27 protein-coding genes are annotated in these 24081 nt (G+C 61.9%); 12 read left to right on the forward strand and 15 right to left on the reverse strand.

Features of this window, described 5'->3' with window-relative positions:
- Nucleotides 1–50: 50 nt before the first annotated feature.
- The gene (locus tag CAF76_RS05480) at nucleotides 51–512 is read left to right on the forward strand and encodes a TIGR02444 family protein (protein WP_085647030.1); all 462 of its coding nucleotides are present in this window, start codon (nucleotides 51–53) and stop codon (nucleotides 510–512) included.
- Here the strand turns inward: CAF76_RS05480 and CAF76_RS05485 are convergent.
- Nucleotides 509–1705 carry an AlgP family protein gene (locus CAF76_RS05485; protein WP_085647031.1) on the reverse strand — a complete coding sequence of 399 codons (1197 nt, stop codon included), beginning with the start codon at nucleotides 1703–1705 and terminating at the stop codon, nucleotides 509–511. The genes CAF76_RS05480 and CAF76_RS05485 overlap by 4 nt on opposite strands.
- 192 nt (nucleotides 1706–1897) lie before the next feature.
- On the opposite strand from CAF76_RS05485, the gene CAF76_RS05495 reads away from it, so the two are divergent.
- Nucleotides 1898–2563 (forward strand): FKBP-type peptidyl-prolyl cis-trans isomerase, encoded by a 666-nt coding sequence (locus CAF76_RS05495; RefSeq protein WP_039765295.1) that lies wholly within the window; start codon nucleotides 1898–1900, stop codon nucleotides 2561–2563.
- Between the two features lie 60 nt (nucleotides 2564–2623).
- Here the strand turns inward: CAF76_RS05495 and CAF76_RS05500 are convergent, their stop codons facing one another.
- From CAF76_RS05500 to CAF76_RS05530, 7 genes are all read right to left on the reverse strand, one after another.
- Nucleotides 2624–3082 carry an Rsd/AlgQ family anti-sigma factor gene (locus CAF76_RS05500; RefSeq protein ID WP_007951863.1) on the reverse strand — a complete coding sequence of 153 codons (459 nt, stop codon included), beginning with the start codon at nucleotides 3080–3082 and terminating at the stop codon, nucleotides 2624–2626.
- A gap of 185 nt (nucleotides 3083–3267) precedes the next feature.
- The gene (locus CAF76_RS05505; protein ID WP_064600326.1) at nucleotides 3268–3819 is read right to left on the reverse strand and encodes a disulfide bond formation protein B; all 552 of its coding nucleotides are present in this window, start codon (nucleotides 3817–3819) and stop codon (nucleotides 3268–3270) included.
- A gap of 221 nt (nucleotides 3820–4040) precedes the next feature.
- Nucleotides 4041–5279, reverse strand: coding sequence for a heme biosynthesis protein HemY (locus CAF76_RS05510; RefSeq protein WP_064600328.1), 1239 nt, complete (start codon nucleotides 5277–5279; stop codon nucleotides 4041–4043).
- Nucleotides 5276–6418, reverse strand: coding sequence for a uroporphyrinogen-III C-methyltransferase (locus CAF76_RS05515; protein WP_085647032.1), 1143 nt, complete (start codon nucleotides 6416–6418; stop codon nucleotides 5276–5278). The genes CAF76_RS05510 and CAF76_RS05515 overlap by 4 nt, the downstream gene beginning before the upstream one ends.
- 16 nt (nucleotides 6419–6434) lie before the next feature.
- Nucleotides 6435–7202 carry a uroporphyrinogen-III synthase gene (locus CAF76_RS05520; protein ID WP_085647033.1) on the reverse strand — a complete coding sequence of 256 codons (768 nt, stop codon included), beginning with the start codon at nucleotides 7200–7202 and terminating at the stop codon, nucleotides 6435–6437.
- Entirely contained in the window at nucleotides 7199–8140 is a 942-nt protein-coding gene (gene hemC, locus CAF76_RS05525; RefSeq protein ID WP_085647034.1) for a hydroxymethylbilane synthase, read from the reverse strand. The genes CAF76_RS05520 and hemC overlap by 4 nt, the downstream gene beginning before the upstream one ends.
- Nucleotides 8141–8278: 138 nt before the next feature.
- Entirely contained in the window at nucleotides 8279–9025 is a 747-nt protein-coding gene (locus CAF76_RS05530; RefSeq protein ID WP_039765284.1) for a LytTR family DNA-binding domain-containing protein, read from the reverse strand.
- 473 nt (nucleotides 9026–9498) lie between these two features.
- On the opposite strand from CAF76_RS05530, the gene argH reads away from it, so the two are divergent.
- Complete coding sequence (argH, locus tag CAF76_RS05535; protein WP_011336517.1) at nucleotides 9499–10893, forward strand: argininosuccinate lyase; 1395 nt, start codon at nucleotides 9499–9501, stop codon at nucleotides 10891–10893.
- A 127-nt stretch (nucleotides 10894–11020) separates the two neighbouring features.
- Here argH and CAF76_RS05540 read toward each other — a convergent pair whose 3' ends face one another.
- Entirely contained in the window at nucleotides 11021–11680 is a 660-nt protein-coding gene (locus tag CAF76_RS05540; protein WP_064600340.1) for a glutathione S-transferase family protein, read from the reverse strand.
- Between the two features lie 123 nt (nucleotides 11681–11803).
- Between CAF76_RS05540 and CAF76_RS05545 the strand changes: the two genes are divergently transcribed.
- The 3 genes from CAF76_RS05545 (at nucleotide 11804) to CAF76_RS05555 (ending at nucleotide 15563) form a co-directional block, all read left to right on the forward strand.
- Nucleotides 11804–12088: a hypothetical protein gene (locus CAF76_RS05545; RefSeq protein WP_064379885.1), complete on the forward strand. Its 285-nt coding sequence runs from the start codon at nucleotides 11804–11806 to the stop codon at nucleotides 12086–12088.
- Between the two features lie 191 nt (nucleotides 12089–12279).
- Nucleotides 12280–12525, forward strand: a complete 246-nt coding sequence (locus CAF76_RS05550; protein WP_007951883.1) for a TIGR02647 family protein — start codon at nucleotides 12280–12282, stop codon at nucleotides 12523–12525.
- Between the two features lie 194 nt (nucleotides 12526–12719).
- Entirely contained in the window at nucleotides 12720–15563 is a 2844-nt protein-coding gene (locus tag CAF76_RS05555) for a class I adenylate cyclase (RefSeq protein ID WP_085647035.1), read from the forward strand.
- Between the two features lie 6 nt (nucleotides 15564–15569).
- On the opposite strand, the gene rnk is transcribed toward CAF76_RS05555, so the two are convergent.
- The 3 genes from rnk to cyaY form a co-directional block, all read right to left on the reverse strand.
- Complete coding sequence (rnk, locus tag CAF76_RS05560; protein WP_085647036.1) at nucleotides 15570–15980, reverse strand: nucleoside diphosphate kinase regulator; 411 nt, start codon at nucleotides 15978–15980, stop codon at nucleotides 15570–15572.
- Nucleotides 15981–16108: 128 nt separating this feature from the next.
- Nucleotides 16109–16333, reverse strand: a complete 225-nt coding sequence (locus CAF76_RS05565; RefSeq protein ID WP_045121669.1) for a DUF1289 domain-containing protein — start codon at nucleotides 16331–16333, stop codon at nucleotides 16109–16111.
- A 4-nt stretch (nucleotides 16334–16337) separates the two neighbouring features.
- Entirely contained in the window at nucleotides 16338–16670 is a 333-nt protein-coding gene (gene cyaY / locus CAF76_RS05570) for an iron donor protein CyaY (RefSeq protein ID WP_007951887.1), read from the reverse strand.
- Nucleotides 16671–16989: 319 nt separating this feature from the next.
- On the opposite strand from cyaY, the gene CAF76_RS05580 reads away from it, so the two are divergent.
- The 6 genes from CAF76_RS05580 to CAF76_RS05605 are packed head-to-tail and all read left to right on the forward strand — an operon-like array spanning nucleotide 16990 to nucleotide 21597.
- Nucleotides 16990–17163 (forward strand): lipoprotein, encoded by a 174-nt coding sequence (locus CAF76_RS05580; RefSeq protein ID WP_082934452.1) that lies wholly within the window; start codon nucleotides 16990–16992, stop codon nucleotides 17161–17163.
- Between the two features lie 9 nt (nucleotides 17164–17172).
- Nucleotides 17173–18420 carry a diaminopimelate decarboxylase gene (lysA, locus tag CAF76_RS05585; RefSeq protein WP_064600345.1) on the forward strand — a complete coding sequence of 416 codons (1248 nt, stop codon included), beginning with the start codon at nucleotides 17173–17175 and terminating at the stop codon, nucleotides 18418–18420.
- A 4-nt stretch (nucleotides 18421–18424) separates the two neighbouring features.
- On the forward strand, nucleotides 18425–19255 hold the full coding sequence (gene dapF / locus CAF76_RS05590) for a diaminopimelate epimerase (protein ID WP_011336523.1): 831 nt from the start codon (nucleotides 18425–18427) through the stop codon (nucleotides 19253–19255).
- A 13-nt stretch (nucleotides 19256–19268) separates the two neighbouring features.
- Nucleotides 19269–19994, forward strand: coding sequence for a DUF484 family protein (locus tag CAF76_RS05595; protein WP_007951894.1), 726 nt, complete (start codon nucleotides 19269–19271; stop codon nucleotides 19992–19994).
- Nucleotides 19995–19996: 2 nt separating this feature from the next.
- Nucleotides 19997–20896 carry a tyrosine recombinase XerC gene (gene xerC / locus CAF76_RS05600; RefSeq protein WP_007951897.1) on the forward strand — a complete coding sequence of 300 codons (900 nt, stop codon included), beginning with the start codon at nucleotides 19997–19999 and terminating at the stop codon, nucleotides 20894–20896.
- Nucleotides 20893–21597 carry an HAD family hydrolase gene (locus CAF76_RS05605; RefSeq protein WP_085647038.1) on the forward strand — a complete coding sequence of 235 codons (705 nt, stop codon included), beginning with the start codon at nucleotides 20893–20895 and terminating at the stop codon, nucleotides 21595–21597. The genes xerC and CAF76_RS05605 overlap by 4 nt, the downstream gene beginning before the upstream one ends.
- A gap of 65 nt (nucleotides 21598–21662) precedes the next feature.
- On the opposite strand, the gene sutA is transcribed toward CAF76_RS05605, so the two are convergent.
- The 3 genes from sutA to CAF76_RS05620 all read right to left on the reverse strand — a co-directional run bounded on the left by sutA (nucleotide 21663) and on the right by CAF76_RS05620 (nucleotide 24070).
- Nucleotides 21663–21989, reverse strand: a complete 327-nt coding sequence (gene sutA / locus CAF76_RS05610; protein ID WP_007964546.1) for a transcriptional regulator SutA — start codon at nucleotides 21987–21989, stop codon at nucleotides 21663–21665.
- 102 nt (nucleotides 21990–22091) lie between these two features.
- Nucleotides 22092–22517, reverse strand: coding sequence for a secondary thiamine-phosphate synthase enzyme YjbQ (locus CAF76_RS05615; protein ID WP_039765261.1), 426 nt, complete (start codon nucleotides 22515–22517; stop codon nucleotides 22092–22094).
- Nucleotides 22518–22732: 215 nt separating this feature from the next.
- Nucleotides 22733–24070 carry an ammonium transporter gene (locus CAF76_RS05620; protein ID WP_007951904.1) on the reverse strand — a complete coding sequence of 446 codons (1338 nt, stop codon included), beginning with the start codon at nucleotides 24068–24070 and terminating at the stop codon, nucleotides 22733–22735.
- Nucleotides 24071–24081 lie beyond the last annotated feature (11 nt).

The following is a 24081-nucleotide window of genomic DNA, read 5'->3' on the forward strand; positions in this document are numbered from 1 at the left end:
AATGGCGGCGGAGTCTACCAGCTTCCCCCGCAACTGGCGCGAGTAGCACGATGTCCTCTGACCTGTGGAGCTTTTCCCTTGCCGTCTACGCCCGTCCCGGCGTGGAGGATGCCTGCCTGCGCCTGCAATCGGCGGGGGCCAACGTGTGCCTGATGCTGTGCGGTTTATGGCTGGAACAACGCGATGCCACCTGCAACGAGGTGCGAGCCCGGCAACTTCTTGAACTGACAGAGCCTTGGGACCGGGAGGTGGTGCAACCGTTGCGCACATTGCGCATGCAGTGGAAAGCGCTGGCCGAAACCGATCCGGTGCTCAAGGGGATGCGCGAGCAGATCAAGGGACTGGAACTGGAAGCGGAACGTGCTCTGCTGTCGCGACTGGAAGGCGCCGCGCAAGGCTGGAAGCGTCATTCAAAGGAATCGAGTGACTGGCTGCAAGTGCTGGCCGGCCCTGCGGCCAACCTGAACCGCGACGCGCTGCAAGTGCTGCGCGTCGCGGCGACCGGCGCTTAGGAAGCGCTGGACGGGTTGCTGGCGACGCTCGACACCGGCGCCGACGATGGCGTGGTTGCGGTGGTCGAGGTAGTGGCGGCGGGTGCAGGTGCAGCGGTCGCAGCCGGAGTTGCCGGTGCGGCAGGTTTGGCAGCAGGTGCAGTGGCCGGTTTTGCTGCAGCGGGTTTCGCGGCAGCAGGCTTGGCAGCGGCAGGTTTTTTCACCGCAGGTTTTGCAGCAGGTTTCGCTGCTGGCTTGGCGGCCGGTTTAGCAGCGGTCGCTGGCTTGGCGGCGGTCGTTGCAGGCTTGGCGGCGACAGCCGGTTTGGCCGCTGGTTTTGCAGCGGGTTTTGCAGCGGGTTTGGCCGCAGCTTTTACCGCAGGCTTGGCCGCTGGTTTCGCTGCCGCTTTGGCCGCAGGTTTGGCAGCAACCGGTTTGGCAGCGGTTTTCGCCGCAGGCTTGGCAGCAGCTGTTTTGGCAGCTGGTTTAGCGGCGGCTTTAACGGCTGCTTTGGCAGCTGGCTTGGCAGCAGGTTTCGCAGCGGCAGTTCTCGCTGGAGCCGCTTTCGCAGCAGCAGTTCTCGCCGCAGGTTTGGCGGCTGGTTTTGCAGCAGCTGACTTGGCGGCAGCTGGTTTGGCTGCTGTGGTTTTGGCCGCAGGTTTGGCAGCGCTGGCGGCTGCGGGTTTCTTCGCGGCTGGTTTTGCAGTGGCTTTCACTGGCGCTTTTGCAGGGGCTTTTGCAGGAGCCTTGGCCGGTGCTTTTGCAGCAGGTTTGGCGGCTGCTTTTTTCGCAGGTGCCGCTGCAGGTTTAGCCGAACGCAGGGACAGCGCCTTGCCGACGGCTTCTTGAACACGACCGACACCCTGGGCCAGTTTCAGGCTTTCCTGGGCATCGCGCTTGAGTTGCAGAATGTAGCTGCGGGTGTCGGACTGACGTTCCTTCAGCGCATCGAGCAGGTCTTCGAGTTCCTTCACGGCAGCCTTGGCCTTGGTCTGCGCCTTGGCTTTACCGGCTGCTGCTGCGTCCTGCAGCTTGGTGCGGGATTTGTGCAGCTTTTCTTGTGCCTTGCCGCGTTGCTTTTCCAGTTTGGCGAGCAGTTTTTCAGCATCAGCCAAGGCTTGGGAGCAAGCGTTTTCCAGATGCTCGAGCAGGCTGCCCGAGAGTTGTTGGAGTAAATGCAACGGAGTGTTTACAGGCTTCTTGGTGGCCGACATGGTTTACCTCCTGGCTGACGTGAGTGCGGCTCATACTAGACCTCTGCTGCTACCGCCGCTAGGGCATGTTGACAGTATCGAAAGCACTCGGTTGCAGGCTTGCAAAAAACTTCTGCGCATTGGCAAAAGCAGTTCACCGTTGCAGACGTTCGCGCTGGCATAATCCACCGCAATTCAGGATGGAGAGTGCCCATGTCGCGCTACTTTTTTTTATCCCTCTGCATGATTTTTTCCGTGGCTCAGGCCGACGAAAAAACGACGGCGAATGACGCCCACGATCTGGCTTACAGCCTCGGCGCCAGCCTCGGCGAACGACTGCGTCAGGAAGTGCCGCAGCTGCAGATCCAGGCGTTGATCGAAGGTCTGCAGCAGGCCTATCAAGGCAAGCCGTTGGCACTGAGCGAGGCACGCATCGAGCAGATCCTCGCCGATCACGAATCGCAGACGGCCGAGCAGGCGGCGATGCCTTCGACTGAAGCCGCGATGGAAAACGAGCGACGTTTTCTCACCGCCGAAAAAGCCAAACCGGGTGTGAAGGAGCTGGCCGACGGCATCCTGCTGACCGAGCTTGCCCCGGGGAATGGCACGAAGGCCGGCCCGGATGGAAAAGTGCAGGTGCTGTACATCGGCCGACTGCCGGATGGCACCGTGTTCGATCAGAACAGCCAGCCGCAGTGGTTCAATCTCGACAGCGTGATCGCCGGCTGGCGCACCGCGCTGCAGAACATGCCGGTCGGCGCGAAGTGGCGTCTGGTGATTCCATCGGATCAAGCGTACGGCGCCGACGGTGCCGGCGACTTGATCGCGCCATTCACACCACTGGTGTTCGAAGTGGAATTACGCGGCGCGACCAGTTGATCGCCCAATAAAAAACGGTGCGCTATGGGCGCACCGTTTCTGGTTCTTGCGAGGTTCGATTCAGGCCTGAACCGAATCCTCTTCCTTGTGTGCGGTATGCAGCACTTCGATCAGGCAGTCTTCCAGTTCGAAGCGCTCGTGAAGCAGGCCGCCCAGCTCCTTGAATTTTTCCGCAACGCATTTGCCTTCATCACAAAGGTCGTTGAACGCGAGCAGCTTTTCGGTGATGACATCGATCCGCGGATAGATCGTCTCGGCCAGTTCCAGGCCGCGTTTGTCGTTGAAGGCCTTGGCCTCGCCCGTCAGCTGTTCGTAGATCTCGAAGTGCCCGGCCGAGACGTAATCGACCAGCACACCGCAGAATTCCTGCAAAGGCTTTCGATCCTCGGACAGCGCCTGAGGTTTGGCGCCCAGCTTGTCATAGGCAGCGATCAATTCCTCACGCTCCTGCAGCCAGCGGTCGATCAGCAGATGAACTCCACCCCAACGTTCCTGAGCATTCTGACAACTTTCGAGCATGGTGATCTCTCTTCCCTTGTGGGTCATGCTGCCCTACACCCGCGCCCCTTCTTGTGGCTATTGCTTTGAGAGGCGGCCAGGCAGAGCGTCATCGAGCAACACAATTCCAATGACACGTGCGGGCCAGATTATGCCCGCACGCCTATGGCTTCAAGGTACGCAGGAGAGAAAGTTCATACAAGTGTTTAATCCCTGACCAGCGCCGGGTGCGACGGTTGGCCGCTAAGTGGTCGCTGTAAAGCCATCCAGACCTGTCGCAGCAACTGGTAAGCGGCAAGGATCGACATCCCCACGAAGAACAGCAGGCTCCACTCCGGAATGCTCAAATCGAACAGTGTCCAGGACAACTCCGTGCAATCGGCAGTGTCGTTGAACATACGCATCAGTGCGCATAACCACGGCAGGCTGCTGAACATTTCCTCCGGCCCTGGCCCGCAATGCGCCAGCCTTTGCAGGGAATCACTTTGCAACAGCACCTGTCGCCAGGCCGCCGTCATCCCGCCAAGACTGGTCAGCAACGCCATCATCCAGTACAGCGACAGACCGACACGCTGCGGCCCATGGACCGCCGCCACACCACAAAAAATGGTGAGCACACACATGAACAGACGCTGGACCAGACACAGGCTGCAGGGCACCAGACCGACCGCGTATTCGAGGTAATAAGAAGCTCCCAGGGCCAGAATCCCCGCAGTGAAAGCCATAAAGAACAGGGAGCGTGAGCAGGCCAACGACATGGCTTATCCGTAACAATAAAGACAGGCAGTTACGGTAGAGGAAAGCGCCTCGGGCTTTCAAGGCAGGTCACTGGCGACACTTCATCAGAAGTGTAGGGAAATCCCGACAGGCACCGAAGGATTCGGTGTAGCCCACTGTAGGATTTTGCTCGGGAGGGGATTTACCGGTAACAATTCAGTCACCGGGAAAGAAATGGAGGAGCAACGCTCCCCCTTTCTGATCATGCTCGAGCGGCTACCGGCAATGGTGCAGCCAGCAGGCGCTCATCCAGCATACCGAGCCCTTCCTGGAACAGCAGATTGCTGCGTTCGGTGTCACCGAGCCGGGCCAGCAGCCGCGCCAACTCGGCGCACGCTTCCGGATTGCGCTGCACTCGCAGACTGCTTTCCAGGTAGTCCCGCGCCTTGCCCCACAGACTGGCTTGCAGGCACAGGCGTCCCAGCGTCAGCAGCAGGCTGGCATCGCCCGGATGATCCTTGAGCCAGCCCTCGGCCGTCTGCAACTGACGCGCTGGATCACTGCCGCGCACCAGACCGTAAAGGCGCGCCAGATGACTGTCGTACTTGCGCTTGAGCGCCGTGCGCAGCACTTCTTCCGCTTCGACCTGAGCACCCAGCTGGCGCAGCTGCTCGGCGTAGGCCAGCACCAGCGCCGGCTCCTGGCGCTGGGCAGAAGTCAGCTGCTGCCAGGCGCGGTTGAGCGACTGTAAACCGACTGCGCCGTCCTCTTCACGCTGGGCCGCGAGGGACAGGTTTTCCCCCCAGGCGCGACGTTCGAGTTCGGTCAGTTCGGACGGTGGCAGGACTTTGTCCTTGCGCAGCTCCGGCAACAGCCTAATCACGGACGACCAGTCACCGCGCTGCTGATGCAGGCGCTGCAACTGGCGCAGGGTCTGGACATTGTGCGGATGGCGTTCATGCATCGCCTGCAAGGTGACCAGCGCCCCATCGGTATCGCCACGATCGGTCTGCAACTGCGCATGGCTGAGGGCGATCGCCAGCTCGGCCTGCGGCTGACGCTCAAGGGCACGCTCCAGCAGGCGATCGCTTTCCTCGTAATGACCTTGTTCGTTGGCGGCGCGGGCGGCGCCCAGGTAATACAGCAACGGTTGACGCTCGGCTTCGGCGGCCCGGTAAAGATGACGCTGGGCGCTGGCCCAGCGTCCTTCGGCCAGGTCGAGCTGACCATGCTCGATCGCCACCTGCACACGACGGCTGCGGTTACGACGCGACCACGGATTGACCACTCCGCCTGAGGTCAGTACCAGCTCGACCAGCGCCTTGATGCCCCAGACCAGCAGCCACAGCACCGCCACCACCGCCAGGGTCGCCCACAGGCTCGATTCATAACGAAAGCTTTTGTAGGCGACCAGCACGTAACCGGAATGCTCGGCAATCGCCAGGCCCAGCGCCGCCGTCGCCGCGATCACCAGAAACACGATCACATACAGGCGCTTCATGGTGTCGCCTCCTGCGCGGTGCTGGCAGCCGGTTTGGCGAAGGGTTTCACCGAGTCTTCGGCGTTGACGTTGCGGCGCTCCAGATAGGCCTGCACCGCACTTAAGGTTCCAGCGAGATCCGGCGTGTTGACGGTAACCGGTTGCTTGCTCAATTCCGCGACCTGCTCGAGCATGATTTTGCTCTGCGGGTTGTCCGGATTGAAGTTGCCCGTGAGGACGTCACGCGCTTCGGCCAGCGCCTGGGTGTACACCGGCGCCTGACCGTTGAGCGCGGCCCATTGCGCCTGTTCGAGCGCAAGGCTCAGGGCCAGACGCACCTGGCTCAGGCTCTGGCCGGCGAGCAGCGGCCGGACGTTTTTGTCGGCGTTGAAATCGATGCGGATGTAGCGCGAGATCTGATCCCACCACTGCGCCCAGCGACTGGCGCCGTCGCCATCGGAAGTCAGGCCAAGCAGTGAATCACCGCGATCCTTGTATTCCGGCGCCAGCTCGGTGAGGCCGACGACCTGATCGCGCAAGGCGCCCAGGCGCAGGAACAGCCCGGTGCGATCCGGCTGCTCGGTACTGCGCAGCGCCACCAAGGTTTTCGCCACTTGCTCGCGGGCGGCGAACGAACCGGGATCATTCTGCTCGCGCAGGATTTCATCGGCACCCTGCACCAGCGCCTGAGCGCTGCTGATGTCTTGCAGGGCGGAGAGACGCAGGCTGGCCAGACGCAGCAAGTGCTCGGCCTCGGCCAGACGCCAGTCCTTGCGGCTGGCGCCGAGGACCGTTTCCAGACGCTGGTTGAGGCGTTGCTGATCGCCCTGAAGTTGCGATACCAGACGCTGGCGATCGGCAAGTTCATCGGCACCGGGCAGTTGCCCGAGGCGCTCGGTCAGTCGTTGCTCGTTGAGCTTCAGGGTCTGTGCCTGATCGCTCAATGCCTGAACCTGATTCAACTGATTCTGAGTGCTGGTTTGCAGGTGTCGCACCTGCCACACACCCCAGCCACCCACCGCAACACCGGCAGCGCCGAGCAGCAGCGCGAGAATGGCCAATCCGTTGCCTCGGCGCGGTTCCGCGGCCGGTGGCGGTGCATCAACCGGTGCATCGATCACAGGTTGAACGTCATCTTTAGGCAAGGCTGTTTCGCTCACGTATCCATCCTTTGCATTAGAGAACGGGCACGGGATGCTCCCGTAACGCCGTCAGCAAGGCCGCGGCACTGGCGCCGCGACAATCCACAACTGTTCGGGCCCCGGCGGCACTGGCCTGCTCGGCAACCCTTGGGCTTGGAACAAACAACGGCAGCCGCTCAAGTGCAGGCCAGCTGTCGCCGGCCAGTTGGCGCAGGTGCTCGAAACCCTGTCCACTGCTGACCACCAGCCCGTTCAGGCGTTCCGCTGCAATCCTGCGGGGCAGCTCCTGCGGCGGATAGTCCGGCAGGTCGCGACGGTACAACTCCAAGTATTCGACACTAGCACCAAGCGCGCGCAGGCGCTCGGCCAGCAGCTCGCGTCCGCCCTCCCCGCGCAGGATCAACACCTGCGAACCGGGCACGGCCACCGCCTCAAGCAGACGCGGCAATTGCAGCAAGGCCTCGCTGTCGTCACCCGCGTCCGGGAAGCTCACATCCAGCCCCCGATCCCGAAGGATAGCGGCGGTCGCTGCACCCACACTGAACCACGGCATCGTAGGAGTCGCCAGGCCCAAAGAGTCGAGCAGATCCACCGCGATCCGCGCCGCTGGCTTGCTGACCACGATCACTGCGCTGTAACGCGGCAGTTGCGTGATCGTGCGACGCATTGTGTCAGAGACCGGCAGTGGGGCGATTTCCAAAAGCGGCAGACAGCTGCTGAAAAACCCTTGTTCGGCCAGCACGGCGGCGAGCGCCGAGCAGTCCTCCGCCGGGCGTGTCAGCAGCAGGCGCCAGGCGGTCACTCGTGTCCTGCCTCGCCGTAGACTGCCTTGAGAATATCGTCGGCGCCCTGGCCGAGCAGGTCTTCGGCAACCTGTACGCCCAGGGTCTCGGCTGCCGCACGCGGCGCACGGGCTTGCGCGCTGAGCAGCTTGCCGCCACTCGGATCGCCCACCAGACCGCGCAGCCACAACTGATCGCCTTCGAGCACGGCGTAGCAGGCAATCGGCACCTGGCAGCCGCCATTCAGATGTTTGTTGAGGGCACGCTCGGCGGTGACACGGTCAGCGGTGTCGGCGTGATGCAGGGGCGCGAGCAAGGCATGGATTTCGGTGTCGGCGCTGCGGCATTCGATACCGACGGCGCCCTGGCCACCGGCCGGCAGGCTGTCATCGACGCTGATGGCCGAGGTCATGCGATCTTCGAAACCGAGGCGGATCAGGCCCGCTGCCGCGAGGATGATCGCGTCATACTCGCCGGCGTCGAGCTTGGCCAGACGGGTGTTGACGTTGCCACGCAGGAAACGGATCTCGAGATCCGGACGGCGTGTCAGCAACTGCGCCTGACGCCGCAGGCTGGAGGTACCGACGATGCTGCCGGCAGGCAACGCATCGAGGCTGGAATACGTATTGGAGACAAACGCGTCACGGGGATCTTCGCGCTCGCAGATGCAGAACAGACCGAGTCCTTCGGGGAAATCCATCGGCACGTCTTTCATCGAATGCACGGCGATGTCGGCTTCGTTTTCCAGCAGCGCGGTTTCCAGTTCCTTGACGAACAGGCCCTTGCCACCGATTTTCGACAGGGGCGAATCAAGCAGCTTGTCGCCGCGACTGACCATGGGCACCAGCGTCACCAGCAGGCCCGGGTGGGATGCTTCAAGACGGGCTTTGACGTATTCGGCCTGCCAGAGGGCCAGAGCACTTTTGCGGGTGGCGATGCGGATTTCGCGAGAGGACATGGATCAATCCGTACTGAATAGATACGGCGGATAATAACAGCTCAGCCAAATCCACTTTGACCTGAATCAGATACGGCGTGGCCTCCCTGGCCTGCAATGCCTGGTGAAATGAACAAAGAACCGCCCGGAGCCTGCGGACTAAAGCCCCTGCATCATTTTGCGCACACCCGCCACATGCCGACGGCTGACAATCAGCGCGTCACCGTTGAGGCCCTTGAGGAACAACTGGAAGTGGCCCAGCGGTGTGCGTTGCAGTCGCTCGATGCGGTCGCGGGCGACCAGCGCATTGCGGTGAATCCGCACGAAGCGCTCGCCGAATTCGTCTTCCAGCGCCTTGAGCGGCTCATCCAGAAGGACTTCGCCAGCTTCGTGGCGCAAGGTCACGTATTTGTGGTCGGCAATGAAGTACACCACCTGATCCAGCGGGATCAGTTCGATGCCTTTGCGGGTCCGGGCGCTGATGTGGCTGCGCGGGCCGTTACCGCTTTCGGCGGCAGGACGGGTCAGGGCCGAGAGTTGGGCCCGGTTGGGACGTTCAGCCCGTTTCAGGGCGTCATGCAGATGTTCGGTTCGCACGGGTTTCACCACATAGCCCACGGCGCTGGCCTGCAGGGCTTCCACGGCAAATTCATCGGGACCTGCGCAAAACACCACGGCCGGCGGGGTTTCGCGTTCGCACAGACGGGCAGCCACCTGCAGGCCATCGAGGCCCGGCATGCGGATATCGAGCAGTACGATATCCGGCTTGTGGCTGTCGATCAGTGCCAACGCCTCTTCGCCATTGGTGGCGCTGGGCTCCAGGATTGTGTAGCCCTCGAGCTCGCTCACCATTCGGCTGAGTCGCTCGCGGGCCAGTGGTTCGTCATCAACGATCAGGACATTCATATTGCGCTGGATTCCTGCGTGAGTCTCGCACAAGGATAGCGTAGACAAGTGGAGTGACGTCCGTCACCGCGATCCACGCTAAGACTAGCGCGAGCGCCAAAAAGTGCCGTACGTCGGCCGGCAATATTTGCCGACACCTGCAACGTACCGCCCGACGCCCGTCGCCGACTGCGTTTTACGCAGGGTATGCCAATGGCCAATACACCCACCCCTCTCTCTTCTTATAGTCGGTGGCCGGATCTTTGCCCGATCCGTGGTCACCCGACCCCTATGTCCTACTGTAGACGCTCGTCGGGCCGATATTGCTCAATCGAAAAATATCCTTGCGCAAATCCCCCGGGGACGCCGACAACTATGGCGGAGCGAATGAGAAAAAAACGTATCGACCAGTGTCAGCGACAGGATTGGCAACCCTGTTATTATCCGCGCCAGCGTTTCACGCCTTCTTTCTTCAAGCCGATACGAGCGAATTCATGAGCACTGACAAGACCAATCAGTCCTGGGGCGGCCGCTTCAGTGAACCCGTCGACGCCTTCGTCGCCCGCTTCACCGCCTCCGTCACTTTCGACCAGCGCCTGTATCGCCACGACATCATGGGCTCGATCGCCCACGCCACCATGCTGGCCAAGGTCGGTGTGCTGACGGATGCCGAGCGCGACAGCATCATCGATGGCCTGAAGACCATCCAGGGCGAAATCGAGGCCGGCCAGTTCGACTGGCGCGTCGACCTCGAAGACGTGCACATGAACATCGAAGCACGCCTGACCGACCGCATCGGCGTCACCGGCAAGAAGCTGCACACCGGCCGCAGCCGTAACGACCAGGTCGCCACCGACATCCGCCTGTGGCTGCGTGACGAGATCGACCTGATCCTGAGCGAAATCACCCGCCTGCAAAAAGGCCTGCTGGAGCAGGCCGAGCGTGAAGCCGCCAGCATCATGCCGGGCTTCACCCACCTGCAGACCGCTCAGCCGGTGACCTTCGGGCACCACATGCTGGCCTGGTTCGAAATGCTCAGCCGCGACTACGAGCGCCTGGTCGACTGCCGCAAGCGCACCAACCGCATGCCGCTGGGCAGCGCCGCACTGGCCGGCACCACTTACCCGATCGACCGCGAATACACCGCGCAACTGCTGGGCTTCGACGCCGTCGGCGGCAACTCGCTGGACAACGTGTCCGACCGAGACTTCGCCATCGAATTCTGCTCGGCCGCGAGCATCGCGATGATGCACCTGTCGCGCTTCTCCGAAGAGCTGGTGCTGTGGACCAGCGCGCAGTTCCAGTTCATCGATCTGCCGGACCGGTTCTGCACCGGCAGCTCGATCATGCCGCAAAAGAAAAACCCGGATGTTCCGGAGCTGGTACGCGGCAAGACTGGCCGTGTGTTCGGCGCCCTGATGGGCCTGTTGACCCTGATGAAAGGCCAGCCGCTGGCCTACAACAAGGACAACCAGGAAGACAAGGAACCGCTGTTCGACGCCGCCGACACCCTGCGCGACTCGCTGCGTGCCTTTGCCGACATGATCCCGGCGATCAAACCGAAACACGCGATCATGCGCGAAGCGGCGCTGCGCGGTTTCTCCACCGCCACCGACCTGGCCGACTACCTGGTTCGCCGTGGCCTGCCGTTCCGTGATTGCCACGAGATCGTCGGCCATGCCGTGAAGTACGGCGTCGACACCGGCAAGGATCTGGCGGAAATGAGCCTGGAAGAACTGCGCCAGTTCAGCGACCAGATCGAGCAGGACGTGTTTGCCGTGCTGACCCTGGAAGGTTCGGTAAATGCCCGTGACCACATCGGCGGCACTGCGCCGGCGCAGGTCAAGGCTGCCGTGGTTCGCGGTCAGGCGCTGATCGCCAGCCGCTAAAAGTCAAAGCTTCGCGAGCAAGCCCGCTCCCACATTTGATCTGCTGCGAACACCGAACAGGTGTCCAATCGAGATCAAGTGTGGGAGCGGGCTTGCTCGCGAAAGCCATCTCGAAAACTCCAAAAAATTACTTCTTCGCTGCGATCATCGCCAAAAACGCCGGCATCGCCGCATCCTTGTCCGCCGCAATCTTCTGCACGTGCGGATTCTGCTCAAGCCGCTCCAGCAGTGCCTTGGCCTTCGGCATCTGCGCCAGCAAATCTAGACCGAACAGCTTGTGCCCCACCGCAACTGCCAACGGCACGCTGTAGAGGAAGTACAAATCCGCAATAGTCAGGCTGTCGCCCGCCACATACGGAGCGAACTTGCCGTGACGTGCCAGCGCCGCAAAACCCAGCAGCAATTCAGCCTTGGTTTTCTCCTTGATCGCCTCCGGGAGTGCCATGCCAAAAAACGCCTCGCCATAGCAGGCACGGGCCGGCAGTTCGATATACAGCTCGATCTCCTTGGCCACTGCCAGCACCTGAGCACGGGCAAACGGCTCGGCCGGCAGCAGTGGAGCACCCTTCTGGGTGCTTTCGAGGTATTCGAGCATCACCATCGTTTCATTGATGTAGCCACCTTCGGCCCCCAGCACCGGCACCTTGCCGCGCGGGCTGATGGCCAGGGACTCCGGCGTTGGTGTCGGGTAGAACGTGACCTCTTCGAACGGCAGGTCTTTTTCCAGCAGCGCCAGCTTGACCATGTTGTAGTAGTTGCTGACGGAGAATCCATAGAGCTTGAACATCACATAGCCTCCAGGCCGTGCGGGGTGGGCAGTGCCTGTTTATAGATCGCCCCGGGCATTCGTGCCAGCAGCATCACGCCGCTGAATGCGGGTAAACTGGCGCCTTTCCTTGAGGAGCCTGCCATGAGCGAGCCGACTGACATCGACAATGATGAAGAAGAGTTCACCGAATCGACGCTGATCGAAGCGATCGAGAACCAGATCGAAAGCGACAACCCGCCAGCGGCCAAGGCAACCTTCAACAAGCTGACGCTGGTCGGTTACGAACGCGATGACATCCTGAATCTGATGGCCCACGTGCTGGCCTACGAAATCGACGCGATGCTCGACGAAGACCGCGCGTTCGATACCGAGTGGTACGAAACCGCGCTGCGCGCACTGCCCGAGCTGCCACCGGAAAAGCAGTAAACGGCCCCGCCCTGTGGGAGCCCGCCTGCTCCCACACAATTTGTCACCCATCTGCGCGGTCTTCTGCCGCTCCCTGACTACACTGGAATCCACCCCGGGACAAAAACCCTGACACGCGCACTGGACAGGCCACGCCGGCAGGTTCACCTTAGGGGCGCTGTCGTCCAATTCCTAGAAAGTCTGGAGTCCTTATGTCGCTTACCCCTGAGTTGGTTGCCGAACTGGAAGTCCTCGCACTCTTCAACCTGGACAGTTCCCAGGAAGGTCTGAAAATTCATCAGACCGCTGCCCCGAAGCACATTGCCGCCGCACAACGCCTGTTCGAAAAAGAACTGACAGACCAGCCTGATGGCGGTTACCTGACCAGCCTCGGTCGCGATGCCGCACAAAACGTGCAAACCGTACTGACGATTCTCAAAGAGCAGCAAACCGCCTGATCCTCCCGACTTTGCCCACGGAAACCCCTGTCACGGGATTTCCGCGGGCCAGCCATGAACGTCGTCCATCACCGCGCGATAGAAATCTGACGTCAAAAAACAAATTCAGCTTAAAACTCCTGCCGCTCAGGCGCTAAACTCCCGGACACCCGAGACCCCTTGCCTCCGAGCCCTGCGCGCCGGTTTGAGCCGACATGACCCGCACCCATGAAATCCGCCCCGACCTCGACGAAGGCATCGACCGCAAGGTACTCAGCCAGCTACGTGCACGCTTTCTGAAACTCAATGAAGGCCGCTTGAACCGGGCGCGGGAAGGCCTGTCGACGCGCCAGCAAAGTGTGCTGACGCTGCTGCCGCTGTTTTTTCACGTTAATCATCCGCTGCTTCCGGGTTATGTCTCGGGCAGCACGCCAACCGGGCTGTCAAATTACGAGCCTGACGCCGAGGCGCTCGCCGAAGCCCAGCGCCTGACCCGCTCGTTCTCCTACAAACCGCGTCACGGCAGCAACCCGCCACGGCCGATTCACGGCCTGTTCCTGATGGGCAGCCTCGGCACCCTGGCCCAGGCCGACCAGAGCGACATGGACGTGTGGGTCTGCCACGCCCCCGACCTGAACGACGGTGAACTCGCCGAGCTGCGCAAGAAATGCCAGTTGCTCGAAACCTGGGCTGCCAGCCAGGGGGCCGAAGCGCACTTCTTCCTGATCGACCCGGCGCGTTTCGTCAAAGGCGAACGCGATACTCAGCTCAGCTCCGAAGATTGCGGCACCACCCAGCACTATCTGCTGCTGGACGAGTTCTACCGCACCGCGATCTGGCTCGCCGGCCGCACGCCGATCTGGTGGCTGGTGCCGGTCTATGAAGAACATGCCTACGACGCGTACACCCACACCCTGATTTCCAAGCGCTTCATCCGCAACGATGAAACCCTCGACCTGGGGCCGATGGCGCACATTCCGCCGGGCGAGTTCGTCGGCGCCGGACTGTGGCAACTGTTCAAGGGTATCGAGTCACCTTACAAATCGGTGCTCAAGCTGCTGCTGACCGAGGTCTACGCCAGCGAACATCCACATGTGCAGTGCCTGAGCCTGCGCTTCAAGCAGGCGGTGTTCGCCAACCGGCTGGATCTCGACGAGCTGGATCCGTACATGGTGGTCTACCGCCGGATCGAGGAATACCTCACTGCGCGCAATGAGCCGGAACGCCTTGAGCTGGTTCGACGGGCGCTGTACCTCAAGGTCAACCGCAAGCTCACCGGCAACAGCCGCACCCAGAGCTGGCAGCGTTCACTGCTGGAAAGACTGGCCAGCGAATGGCACTGGGATCAGCGGCAACTGGCGCTGCTCGACAGCCGCAGCCAGTGGAAAGTCCGCCAGGTCAGCGCCGAACGCCGGGCGCTGGTCAACGAACTCAATTACAGCTATCGCTTCCTGACCCAGTTCGCCCGCGCAGAGCAGACCGTCAGCCTGATCAACAAGCGCGACCTCAACGTTCTCGGACGGCGCCTGTATGCGGCGTTCGAGCGCAAGGCGGACAAGGTCGAGTTCATCAATCCCGGCATCGCCCCGGACCTGGCCGAAGACACGCTGACCCTGGTGCAATCGCCGAACAAAAAGGAACCGGGCCAGACCCAGTGGGGCCTGTACAACGGCAGCCTGACAGCGCTGGAGTGGGAACACTTCGCACCGATCAAGCGCAGCCGCGAGTTGCTGGAATTGTTGACCTGGTGCCACCGCAACGGCGTGATCGACAGCAGCACCCGACTGGCCCTGCACCCCGGCACCAGCGACATGAGCGAGTTCGAGCTGTTCAACCTGCTCGGCAGCCTGCAACAGAGCATCCCCCTACCTTTGCCGACCGTTGCCGAAGAACCGCTGCTGCGCGCCGCCGTACCGAACGAAGTCTTGATGCTGGTGAATGTCGGGGTCGATCCGCTCAAGCATCACCGCGACCTGAACATCCTGATGACCACCGAGCGTACCGATTCGCTGAGCTACGCCGGTGTGCGCGAGAACCTGGTGTTGACCTTGGATCAGGTCACGCTCAACAGCTGGAACGAAGTGCTGGTCAACCGCTTCGATGGCCCGCATGCCCTGATGGACTGCCTGCGCGATTACCTCAACAATCTGCCGCGCGGAGCGCAACAACCCTCGCTGCGAGTGCGCTGCTTCTGTCACAACCGCGCGCAATTCATCGCGCGCCGGGTGGAAGAAATCATCGACACCGCGCAGACCCTGTTGCTCAGCGACCTGAATCACCGCTACCTGATCCAGGTGCAGCAGCATTACCACGTGCTGGAACTGGTGCCGGGCCAGGTCAGCCATGTCGCCCTCGCCACCCTGCCGGCGCTGCTCGATTACCTGGGTGAGGAACAGCCGCGCTACAGCCCGCTGCACCTGGACCCGATGGCGCTGGAAGACCACGACCTGGCGTTGATCCTGCCGATGGGCCAGCCCGAATGCATTCAGGTGTTCTACCGGATCACCGAGCGAACCGCCGAGCTGTACGTACTCGACGAGTTCAATGCGCTGTGGCAACAGCACTTGCCCTATCACGACGAGCAAAGCCTGTTGGTGCCGCTGCAGCGGTTCCTGCAATCGATCCAGTTCCGCCGCGAAGCGCTGCTGCCAATGGATTCGAACCATGCCGCCAGTCTTGAAATCTTGTATTACCAGTTATTGCCATCAGGACCGGGACGCGCGCGACGGGTCGAAATGCGCCCGGCGCCGCAGACGCCGGTCAACAAACCGTTCTACGACGTGCAGGCGATCGTCGGCAAAGCCGCGCCCGGCGAAGTGCAGGTCACGCTGTATTGCAATCAACGGGAATTCAGCGAGCTGGAACATGGCGATCAGCTGTTCAGCGTGGTCGCCCGGGAGATCGTCGGGCAGCGCCGGGAAACCGAGCGCTACCGCTGCTACATCACCGACCTGGACCTGTCGGGCGTGATCGGTGACGGGCAGAGTTCGAGCAATCTGTATCTGCGTTACAAGGCCGACCTTGAACGCTCTCTGAACGAGGCGCTCGAGCAGGTCTGAGGCGGGTTACTCCGGGAAATCACCGCCGTTGGCCGGCTGCGATTCGACTTCGAGCAAAGTCAGTTTCAGGGTCTTGCCACCCGGAGCCGGCCAGTCGATGTGCTGACCAACCTTCAGGCCCAGCAGCGCACTGCCGACCGGGGCCAGGATCGAGATTTTGCCTTCGTCGGCGTTGGCGTGCTTCGGATAGACCAGGGTCAGGTGGTAGTCCTTGCCGCTGCTTTCTTCGCGGCAGTGCACACGGGAATTCATCGTCACGACATCGGCAGGCACTTCATCGTGAGCGACCAGGGTATCGGCGCGGTCCAGTTCGGTTTGCAGCGCGATCACGCCCGGCAGCGTGTCATCCAGGCTGTCGATCAGGCGCTCCAGACGTTGCACGTCCAGACGGGTAAGGGTGATGGAAGGTGCGGTCATGATCCGGGCAGACTCCTTTCTTCTGCACACAAAAAAAGCAAAACCCCGCCAAAAAAGACGGGGTTTTCACCAGGCCTCGATGGGTTGAGGCGTTTCCGGACACTACCACAGCTCAAAAAATATACAAGCTACGCTCCGGCGAGCTGCCGGCGCTGAGCGGCCTGCGCACAAATCACCCGACGGCGCTCGTCATCGGCCGAACGCCACTCGCGGATGTCTTCGACATGGCGCATGCAACCGAGGCAGACCTTCTGCTCATCCAGCCGGCACACGCCGGTGCACGGCGAAGGCACGGCCGGGCTGACGTTGCTGTAGAGCGGCTTCGGCGGACGGACGGGCGCAGTATCAGTCACGAAATCACAGGCCTTCGAAATCGAATTCGGTGCCGGCCTGCTGCTTGACGATACGCTCGAGCATTTCGCCCAGCTGTTCTTCGCTCTTGTCGCACATCCAGCGTTCGCTTTCTTCGTCGTAGTCGAAGTGGAAACCGCCAGACACGGCGGCCAGCCACAGCTGACGCAACGGTTCCTGACGACTGAAGATCAGCTGGGTGCCGTTCTCGAACTTGACGGTCAGCACACCGGCCGAGTTCTCCATGTCGATGTCCAGGTCGCTGTCGTCGAAGATGTCTTCCAGTTTTTCCTGGGTTTCATCGACCAGATCGTGGAAACGGGCTTCGGACAAACTCATTGCGGCAACCTCAAAAAATGTCTGATCAGGCTCAAGCGCCGCAAGATACGGACGCTGTCAGCCGATTGCAAAGGATAACGACCAACAACCCTGCCTGCATTGTCTCCTGTGGGAGCGAGCCTGCTCGCGATTGCGGTGGATCAGACACGCGGATGTTAAAGGTGCCGACGCTATCGCGAGCAGGCTCGCTCCCACAAGGATTGCACTTGATCGACCCGCCTGCGGGCAAGCCCCGCCGGACGGGAGTTCCGTCGCATAGGCAAGCTGCCGGGTGGCCGGTATACTCCGGCGCAATTAACGCATTTTCAAGGATTTCGCCATGAAGCGCCTGATCTCTTCCCTTGCTGCGCTCGTCGCGGTTGCCTGCCTTGTTTCGGCTTGTGGTCAAAAAGGCCCGCTGTACCTGCCCGATGAAGATCAGGACCCGGCCGAGCAAGCCCAGTCTTCGCAAAAGCAGCCTGCCTCCAAGGCACACAAGCACGACGTTTACTAAGGGATCGCCATGGACGCTTTTAACTACCGTGGCGGGGAGCTGTTCGCGGAAGGTGTGGCGCTGTCCGCCATCGCCGATCGCTTCGGCACACCGACCTACGTCTACTCCCGCGCCCACATCGAGGCCCAGTACCTGGCCTACGCCGATGCGCTGGCCGGCATGCCGCACCTGGTGTGCTTCGCGGTCAAGGCCAACTCCAACCTCGGCGTCCTGAATGTCCTGGCCCGTATCGGCGCCGGTTTCGACATTGTCTCCCGTGGCGAGCTGGAACGTGTTCTGGCCGCCGGCGGCAGCCCGGACAAGATCGTGTTCTCCGGCGTCGGCAAGACCCGTGACGACATGCGCCGTGCGCTGGAAGTCGGCGTGCACTGCTTCAACGTCGAATCCACCGACGAGCTCGAGCGCCTGCAAGTGGTCGCCGCCGAGCTGGGCGTTCGCGCGCCGATCTCGCTGCGCGTGAACCCGGACGTCGATGCCGGCACCCACCCGTACATTTCCACCGGTCTCAAAGAGAACAAGTTCGGCATCGCCATCGCCGACGCCGAAGACGTGTACGTGCGTGCCGCGCACTTGCCGAACCTGGAAGTGGTCGGCGTCGACTGCCACATCGGTTCGCAACTGACCACTCTGCCGCCGTTCCTCGATGCCCTTGATCGCCTGCTGGATCTGGTCGATCGCCTTGGCGATTGCGGCATCCACCTGCGCCACATCGATCTCGGTGGCGGCCTGGGTGTGCGTTATCGCGACGAAGAGCCGCCATTGGCTGCCGATTACATCAAGGCTGTGCGCGAGCGCCTGGTCGGCCGTGATCTGGCGCTGGTGTTCGAACCGGGCCGCTTCATCGTCGCCAACGCCGGCGTGCTGCTAACTCAAGTCGAATACCTCAAGCACACCGAGCACAAAGACTTCGCCATCGTCGACGCGGCCATGAACGACCTGATCCGCCCGGCGCTGTACCAGGCCTGGATGGACGTGACCGCGGTCAAACCGCGCGACACCGCTGCACGCAAGTACGACGTGGTCGGCCCGATCTGCGAAACCGGCGACTTCCTCGCCAAGGAACGCGAACTGGCGCTGGAAGAAGGCGATCTGCTGGCCGTGCATTCGGCCGGTGCCTACGGTTTCGTGATGAGCTCCAACTACAACACTCGCGGCCGTGCCGCCGAAGTGCTGGTGGATGGTGATCAGGCCTTTGAAGTGCGTCGCCGCGAAACCGTGGCCGAGCTGTTTGCCGGCGAAAGCCTGCTGCCGGAGTAACCCCATGCTGCTGCGTTTTACCAAGATGCACGGCCTGGGCAACGACTTCATGGTCCTCGACCTGGTCAGCCAGCACGCGCATATTCAGCCCAAGCACGCAAAAATGTGGGGCGACCGGCACACCGGCATCGGTTTCGACCAGTTGCTGATCGTCGAAGCGCCGAGCAATCCGGATGTGGACTTCCGTTACCGGATCTTCAACTCCGACGGTTCCGAAGTGGAGCAGTGCGGCAATGGTGCGCGCTGCTTCGCCCGCTTCGTGCTCGACAAACGCCTGACCGCCAAACGGCAGATCCGCGTCGAGACCAAGGGCGGCATCATCGAACTGGACGTGCGTAACGACGGTCAGATCGGCGTGAACATGGGCGCCCCGCGCCTGGTGCCAGCGGACATTCCGTTCCAGGCGCCGGAGCAGGCCCTGAGTTATCAGGTCGATGTCGACGGTACGCCGGTCGATCTGGCGGCGGTGTCCATGGGCAACCCCCATGCGGTGCTGCGAGTCAGCGATATCAACACTGCACCGGTGCATGAACTGGGGCCGAAAATCGAACACCATCCGCGCTTTCCGGCGCGAGTCAACGTCGGTTTTCTCCAGGTCATCGACCGCCACCGCGCACAACTGCGCGTCTGGGAACGCGGCGCCGGGGAAACCCAGGCCTGCGGCACCGGTGCCTGCGCTGCTGCTGTAGCTGCGATCAGTCAGGGGTGGATGGATTCGCCACTGTTGATCGACCTGCCGGGCGGGCGCCTGTCCATTGAGTGGGCAGGACCCGGCCAACCGGTGTTGATGACCGGCCCGGCAGTGCGCGTATACGAAGGACAAGTGCGTCTTTGAGTGAGCAGAAGCCATGACCGATAAGCCTCAGGTACCCGCCCGACAGTCCGGTGAATCAGCGTCCGAGAGCCTGGAGGCGGCAGCGGTTGCCGCGTACCTGGAGGCCCATCCGGACTTTTTCGTCGAGCATGAAGAACTGCTGCCGTCCCTGCGCATCCCCCATCAGCGCGGCGATACCGTCTCGCTGGTCGAGCGCCAGATGGCCATCCTGCGCGACCGCAACATCGAGATGCGTCACCGCCTCTCGCACTTGATGGACGTCGCTCGGGACAACGATCGCCTGTTCGACAAGACCCGTCGCCTGATCCTCGCCCTGATGGACGCTGCCACTCTGGAAGATGTGGTGATCAGCGTCGAAGACAGCCTGCGCCAGGATTTTCAGGTGCCCTTTGTCAGCCTGATTCTGCTCGGCGACAACCCGGCCCCGGTCGGCCGCTGGGTGACCCACGCCGACGCGCAGACCGCCATCGGCGGGTTGCTCACCGAAGGCAAGAGCGTCAGCGGCAGCCTGCGTGAGCACGAGCTGGACTTCCTGTTCGGCGAAGAGCAACGCAAGCAGATCGGCTCCACCGCCGTGGTCGCCGTCAGCCACCAGGGCATCCACGGAATCCTGGCCATCGCCAGCCGTGATCCGCAGCACTACAAGAGCTCGGTCGGCACGCTGTTCCTCAGCTACATCGCCGAAGTCATGGGTCGCGTGCTGCCACGGGTCAACAGCTCCCTGCGCTCGGTACGCTGAGCATGGAACGACAACTGGACGCTTACTGCGAACACCTGCGCAGTGAGCGGCAGGTGTCGCCGCACACGCTGTCGGCCTACCGCCGCGACCTCGATAAAGTGCTCGGCTGGTGCAACAAACAAAACATCGGCAGCTGGCAGGCCCTGGACATCCAGCGCCTGCGCAGCCTGATCGCCCGCCTGCATGCCCAGGGCCAATCCTCGCGCAGTCTGGCGCGCCTGCTCTCGGCGGTGCGCGGGCTCTATCACTATCTGAATCGCGAAGGCCTCTGCGACCACGATCCGGCCACCGGCCTGGCACCGCCCAAAGGCGAGCGCCGGCTGCCGAAAACCCTCGACACCGATCGCGCCCTGCAACTGCTTGAAGGTGCCGTGGAGGACGATTTTCTCGCTCGACGTGATCAGGCGATTCTGGAGCTGTTCTACTCCTCCGGGCTGCGTCTGTCGGAGCTGACCGGGCTCAATCTCGACCAGCTCGATCTGGCCGACGGCATGGTTCAGGTACTCGGCAAGGGCAGCAAGACGCGCCTGTTGCCGGTCGGCAAGAAGGCCCGGGAAGCGCTGGAACAATGGCTGCCACTGCGGGCTCTGACCAATCCGGCGGACGATGCGGTGTTCGTCAGCCAGCAAGGCAGACGCCTTGGCCCGCGAGCGATTCAGGTGCGGGTCAAACTGGCCGGCGAGCGCGAACTGGGGCAGAACCTGCACCCGCACATGCTGCGGCACTCCTTCGCCAGCCATTTGCTCGAGTCCTCTCAGGATCTGCGCGCGGTGCAGGAATTGCTCGGCCACTCGGACATCAAGACCACCCAGATCTATACCCACCTGGACTTCCAGCACCTGGCGGCGGTCTACGACAGCGCCCATCCACGGGCCAAACGCATGAAAGGCGACGATTCATGAGCATCCAGTTGATCACCTTCGATCTCGACGACACCCTGTGGAACACCGCCCCTGTGATCGTCAGCGCCGAAGCGGTTTTGCGCGAATGGCTGAGCGAACATGCGCCGAATCTGGGCGCGGTGCCGGTGGAGCATCTTTGGTCGATCCGCGAACGGGTGCTGGCCAACGAGCCGGGACTCAAGCACCGCATCAGCGCGCTGCGCCGGCGGGTGCTGTTCCACGCGCTGGAGGAAGCCGGATACGCCCACAGCGAAGCGTCGGATCTGGCGGACAAGAGTTTTGAAGTGTTTCTGCATGCGCGGCATCAGATCGAGGTGTTCCCGGAGGTCGAGCCGATCCTGGAAACCCTCGCCAAACACTACGCTCTCGGGGTGGTCACCAACGGCAACGCCGATATCCGTCGTCTCGGACTGGCGGACTACTTCAAGTTTGCGCTGTGCGCCGAAGACATCGGCATCGCCAAGCCGGATGCGCGCCTGTTCCATGAGGCTTTGCAACGTGGTGGTGTCAGCGCCGAAGCGGCGGTGCATATCGGCGATCACCCGGGGGACGACATCGCCGGGGCGCAGCAGGCCGGTCTGCGAGCGATCTGGTTCAACCCCGCTGGCAAGGTCTGGGAAGCGGAGCGCCTGCCGGATGCCGAGATTCGCAGTCTTAGCGATCTGCCCGCGGTACTCGCCCGCTGGAACAGCCGCGGCTGATTTTCTTTCGCCCATGAAAAAGCCCGCAGCGACGGCGGGCTTTTTCAGCAAGCAAGCGCCACGCCTCAGATAGGGCGGCTGCCGTACTTGTTGTCCGGCTTCTTGGGCGGATCGGCGACCACGTTGGCCTCCACTTCCTGAACCTTGCCACCGCGCGCAAGGAACTCTTCCATGGCCTTGGCCAGGGCATCGCGCTCCTTGTTCTTGGCTTCGATGCTCGGCAACTCGTCGACCGACACCGCAGCCTTGGCCTTGCCTTTGGCAGCCGGGGCCGGCGTATCGTCACCGCCATCGTCGTCAGCAACATCTTCCGCTGCTGCTTCCAGACCTTCCTCGGCCTCGTCTTCGTCGCCTACTTCGAGGTCGTCGTTTTCCAGATCATCGTCGCTCATGTTCTACCTCATGACTTGCGAAAAGCAGATTAGTTATAGACCAGCTTTGGCGACTGTCGAAAGTCGCCGGAAAAAAATCGGTAACCATTGGTGACCAACGGTTTATGCCCCTTCACCGTGCAAGGTGGCGAGGACTTTACGGGCACCGCCATGATCACGGTGCTCGCCCAGGTAAACGCCTTGCCAGGTGCCCAGTGCCAGTCGGCCCGCCGTTACCGGCAAACTGATCTGACAGCCCAGCACGCTGGCCTTGAAGTGCGCCGGGAGGTCGTCCAGGCCTTCGTCGTTATGCTCATAGCCGTCTGTTCCTTGTGGGATCAGACGATTGAAAAATCGTTCGAAGTCGCGACGTACCGCCGGATCGGCGTTCTCGTTGATGGTCAACGACGCCGAGGTATGCTGCAGCCACAAATGCAACAGACCGACCCGGCATGCCTTGAGTTCAGGCAGACCGGCGAGCAACTCGTCCGTCACCAGATGAAAGCCCCGGGGCCGTGCCCGCAGGGTTATCAGAGTCTGTTGCCACATACAGTTCTCCGCACGTTCGGGGCGCATTCTAGCGCGCTCTGGAAAAAAACAAAGGCCCTAATATTCCTTCAATGATGTAAGCCTTTGGCCGCAGAAAAACACTCGTCGTAAACACGACCAAAGCAGTACGAAAAATCCTTTCAGCTGTATCAGGGAAGACAAATTCCAGATAAAAAAATGCCCGGCAAGCCGGGCAAGTTTTTTGCGGCGCGTGCTTACAGGTTGTAGCCGCGCTCGTTGTGTTGTGCCAGATCCAGGCCGACCGATTCTTCTTCCTCGGTCACACGCAGACCCATCACGGCATCCAGCACCTTGAGGATGATGAAAGTGACGATGGCGGTGTAGATCACGGTGAAGCCGACGCCTTTGCACTGAATCCAGACTTGTGCGGCGATGTCGGTGACGGTGCCGAAGCCACCCAGCGACGGTGCAGCGAACACACCGGTCAGGATCGCGCCGAGGATACCGCCGATACCGTGCACGCCGAAGGCGTCCAGGGAGTCGTCATAACCGAGTTTGCGTTTCAGGGTGGTGGCGCAGAAGAAGCACACCACGCCTGCCGCCAGACCGATCACCAGGGCGCCCATCGGGCCCACAGTGCCAGCGGCCGGAGTGATCGCGACCAGACCTGCAACGACGCCGGATGCGATACCCAGTGCGCTTGGTTTGCCGTGGGTGATCCACTCGGCGAACATCCAGCCCAATGCAGCAGCAGCGGTAGCGATCTGAGTGACCAGCATCGCCATGCCGGCGGTGCCGTTGGCGGCCGCAGCGGAACCGGCGTTGAAGCCGAACCAGCCGACCCACAGCATCGCCGCGCCCATCAGGGTGTAACCCAGATTGTGTGGCGCCATCGGGGTGGTCGGGAAGCCTTTGCGTTTACCCAATACCAGGCAAGCGATCAGACCGGCCACACCGGCGTTGATGTGCACCACGGTGCCGCCCGCGAAGTCGAGTACACCCCAGTCCCACATCAGGCCGCCGTTGCCGGACCAGACCATGTGCGCGATCGGTGCATAAACCAGGGTGAACCAGATGCCCATGAAGATCAGCATCGCGGAGAACTTCATCCGCTCGGCGAACGCACCGACGATCAGCGCCGGAGTGATGATCGCGAAGGTCATCTGGAAGGTGATGAAGACCGCCTCGGGGAACAGCGCCGCCGGGCCGGTCAGGCTCGCTGGCGTGACACCGGCCAGGAACGCCTTGCCGAAACCACCCACGAACGAGTTGAAGTTGACGACGCCCTGCTCCATGCCGGTGGTGTCGAACGCGATGCTGTAGCCATAAATGACCCACAGGACGCTGATCAGACCGGTAATGGCGAAGCACTGCATCATCACGGAAAGAATGTTTTTCGACCGAACCATGCCGCCGTAGAACAGCGCGAGGCCGGGAATGGTCATGAACAGCACGAGGGCTGTGGAGGTGAGCATCCAGGCAGTGTCGCCGGAATTCAGGACTGGGGCTGCCACTTCGTCTGCCGCCATGGCCAGGCCGGGCATTACGATAGACAACAGGGCTCCTAGCCCTGCGAATTTACGCAGAGTCATATTGTTTTCTC

Origin of the sequence: Pseudomonas sp. B40(2017), from assembly GCF_002112855.1 — a bacterium.
GTDB classification, from domain to species: domain Bacteria; phylum Pseudomonadota; class Gammaproteobacteria; order Pseudomonadales; family Pseudomonadaceae; genus Aquipseudomonas; species Aquipseudomonas pharyngis.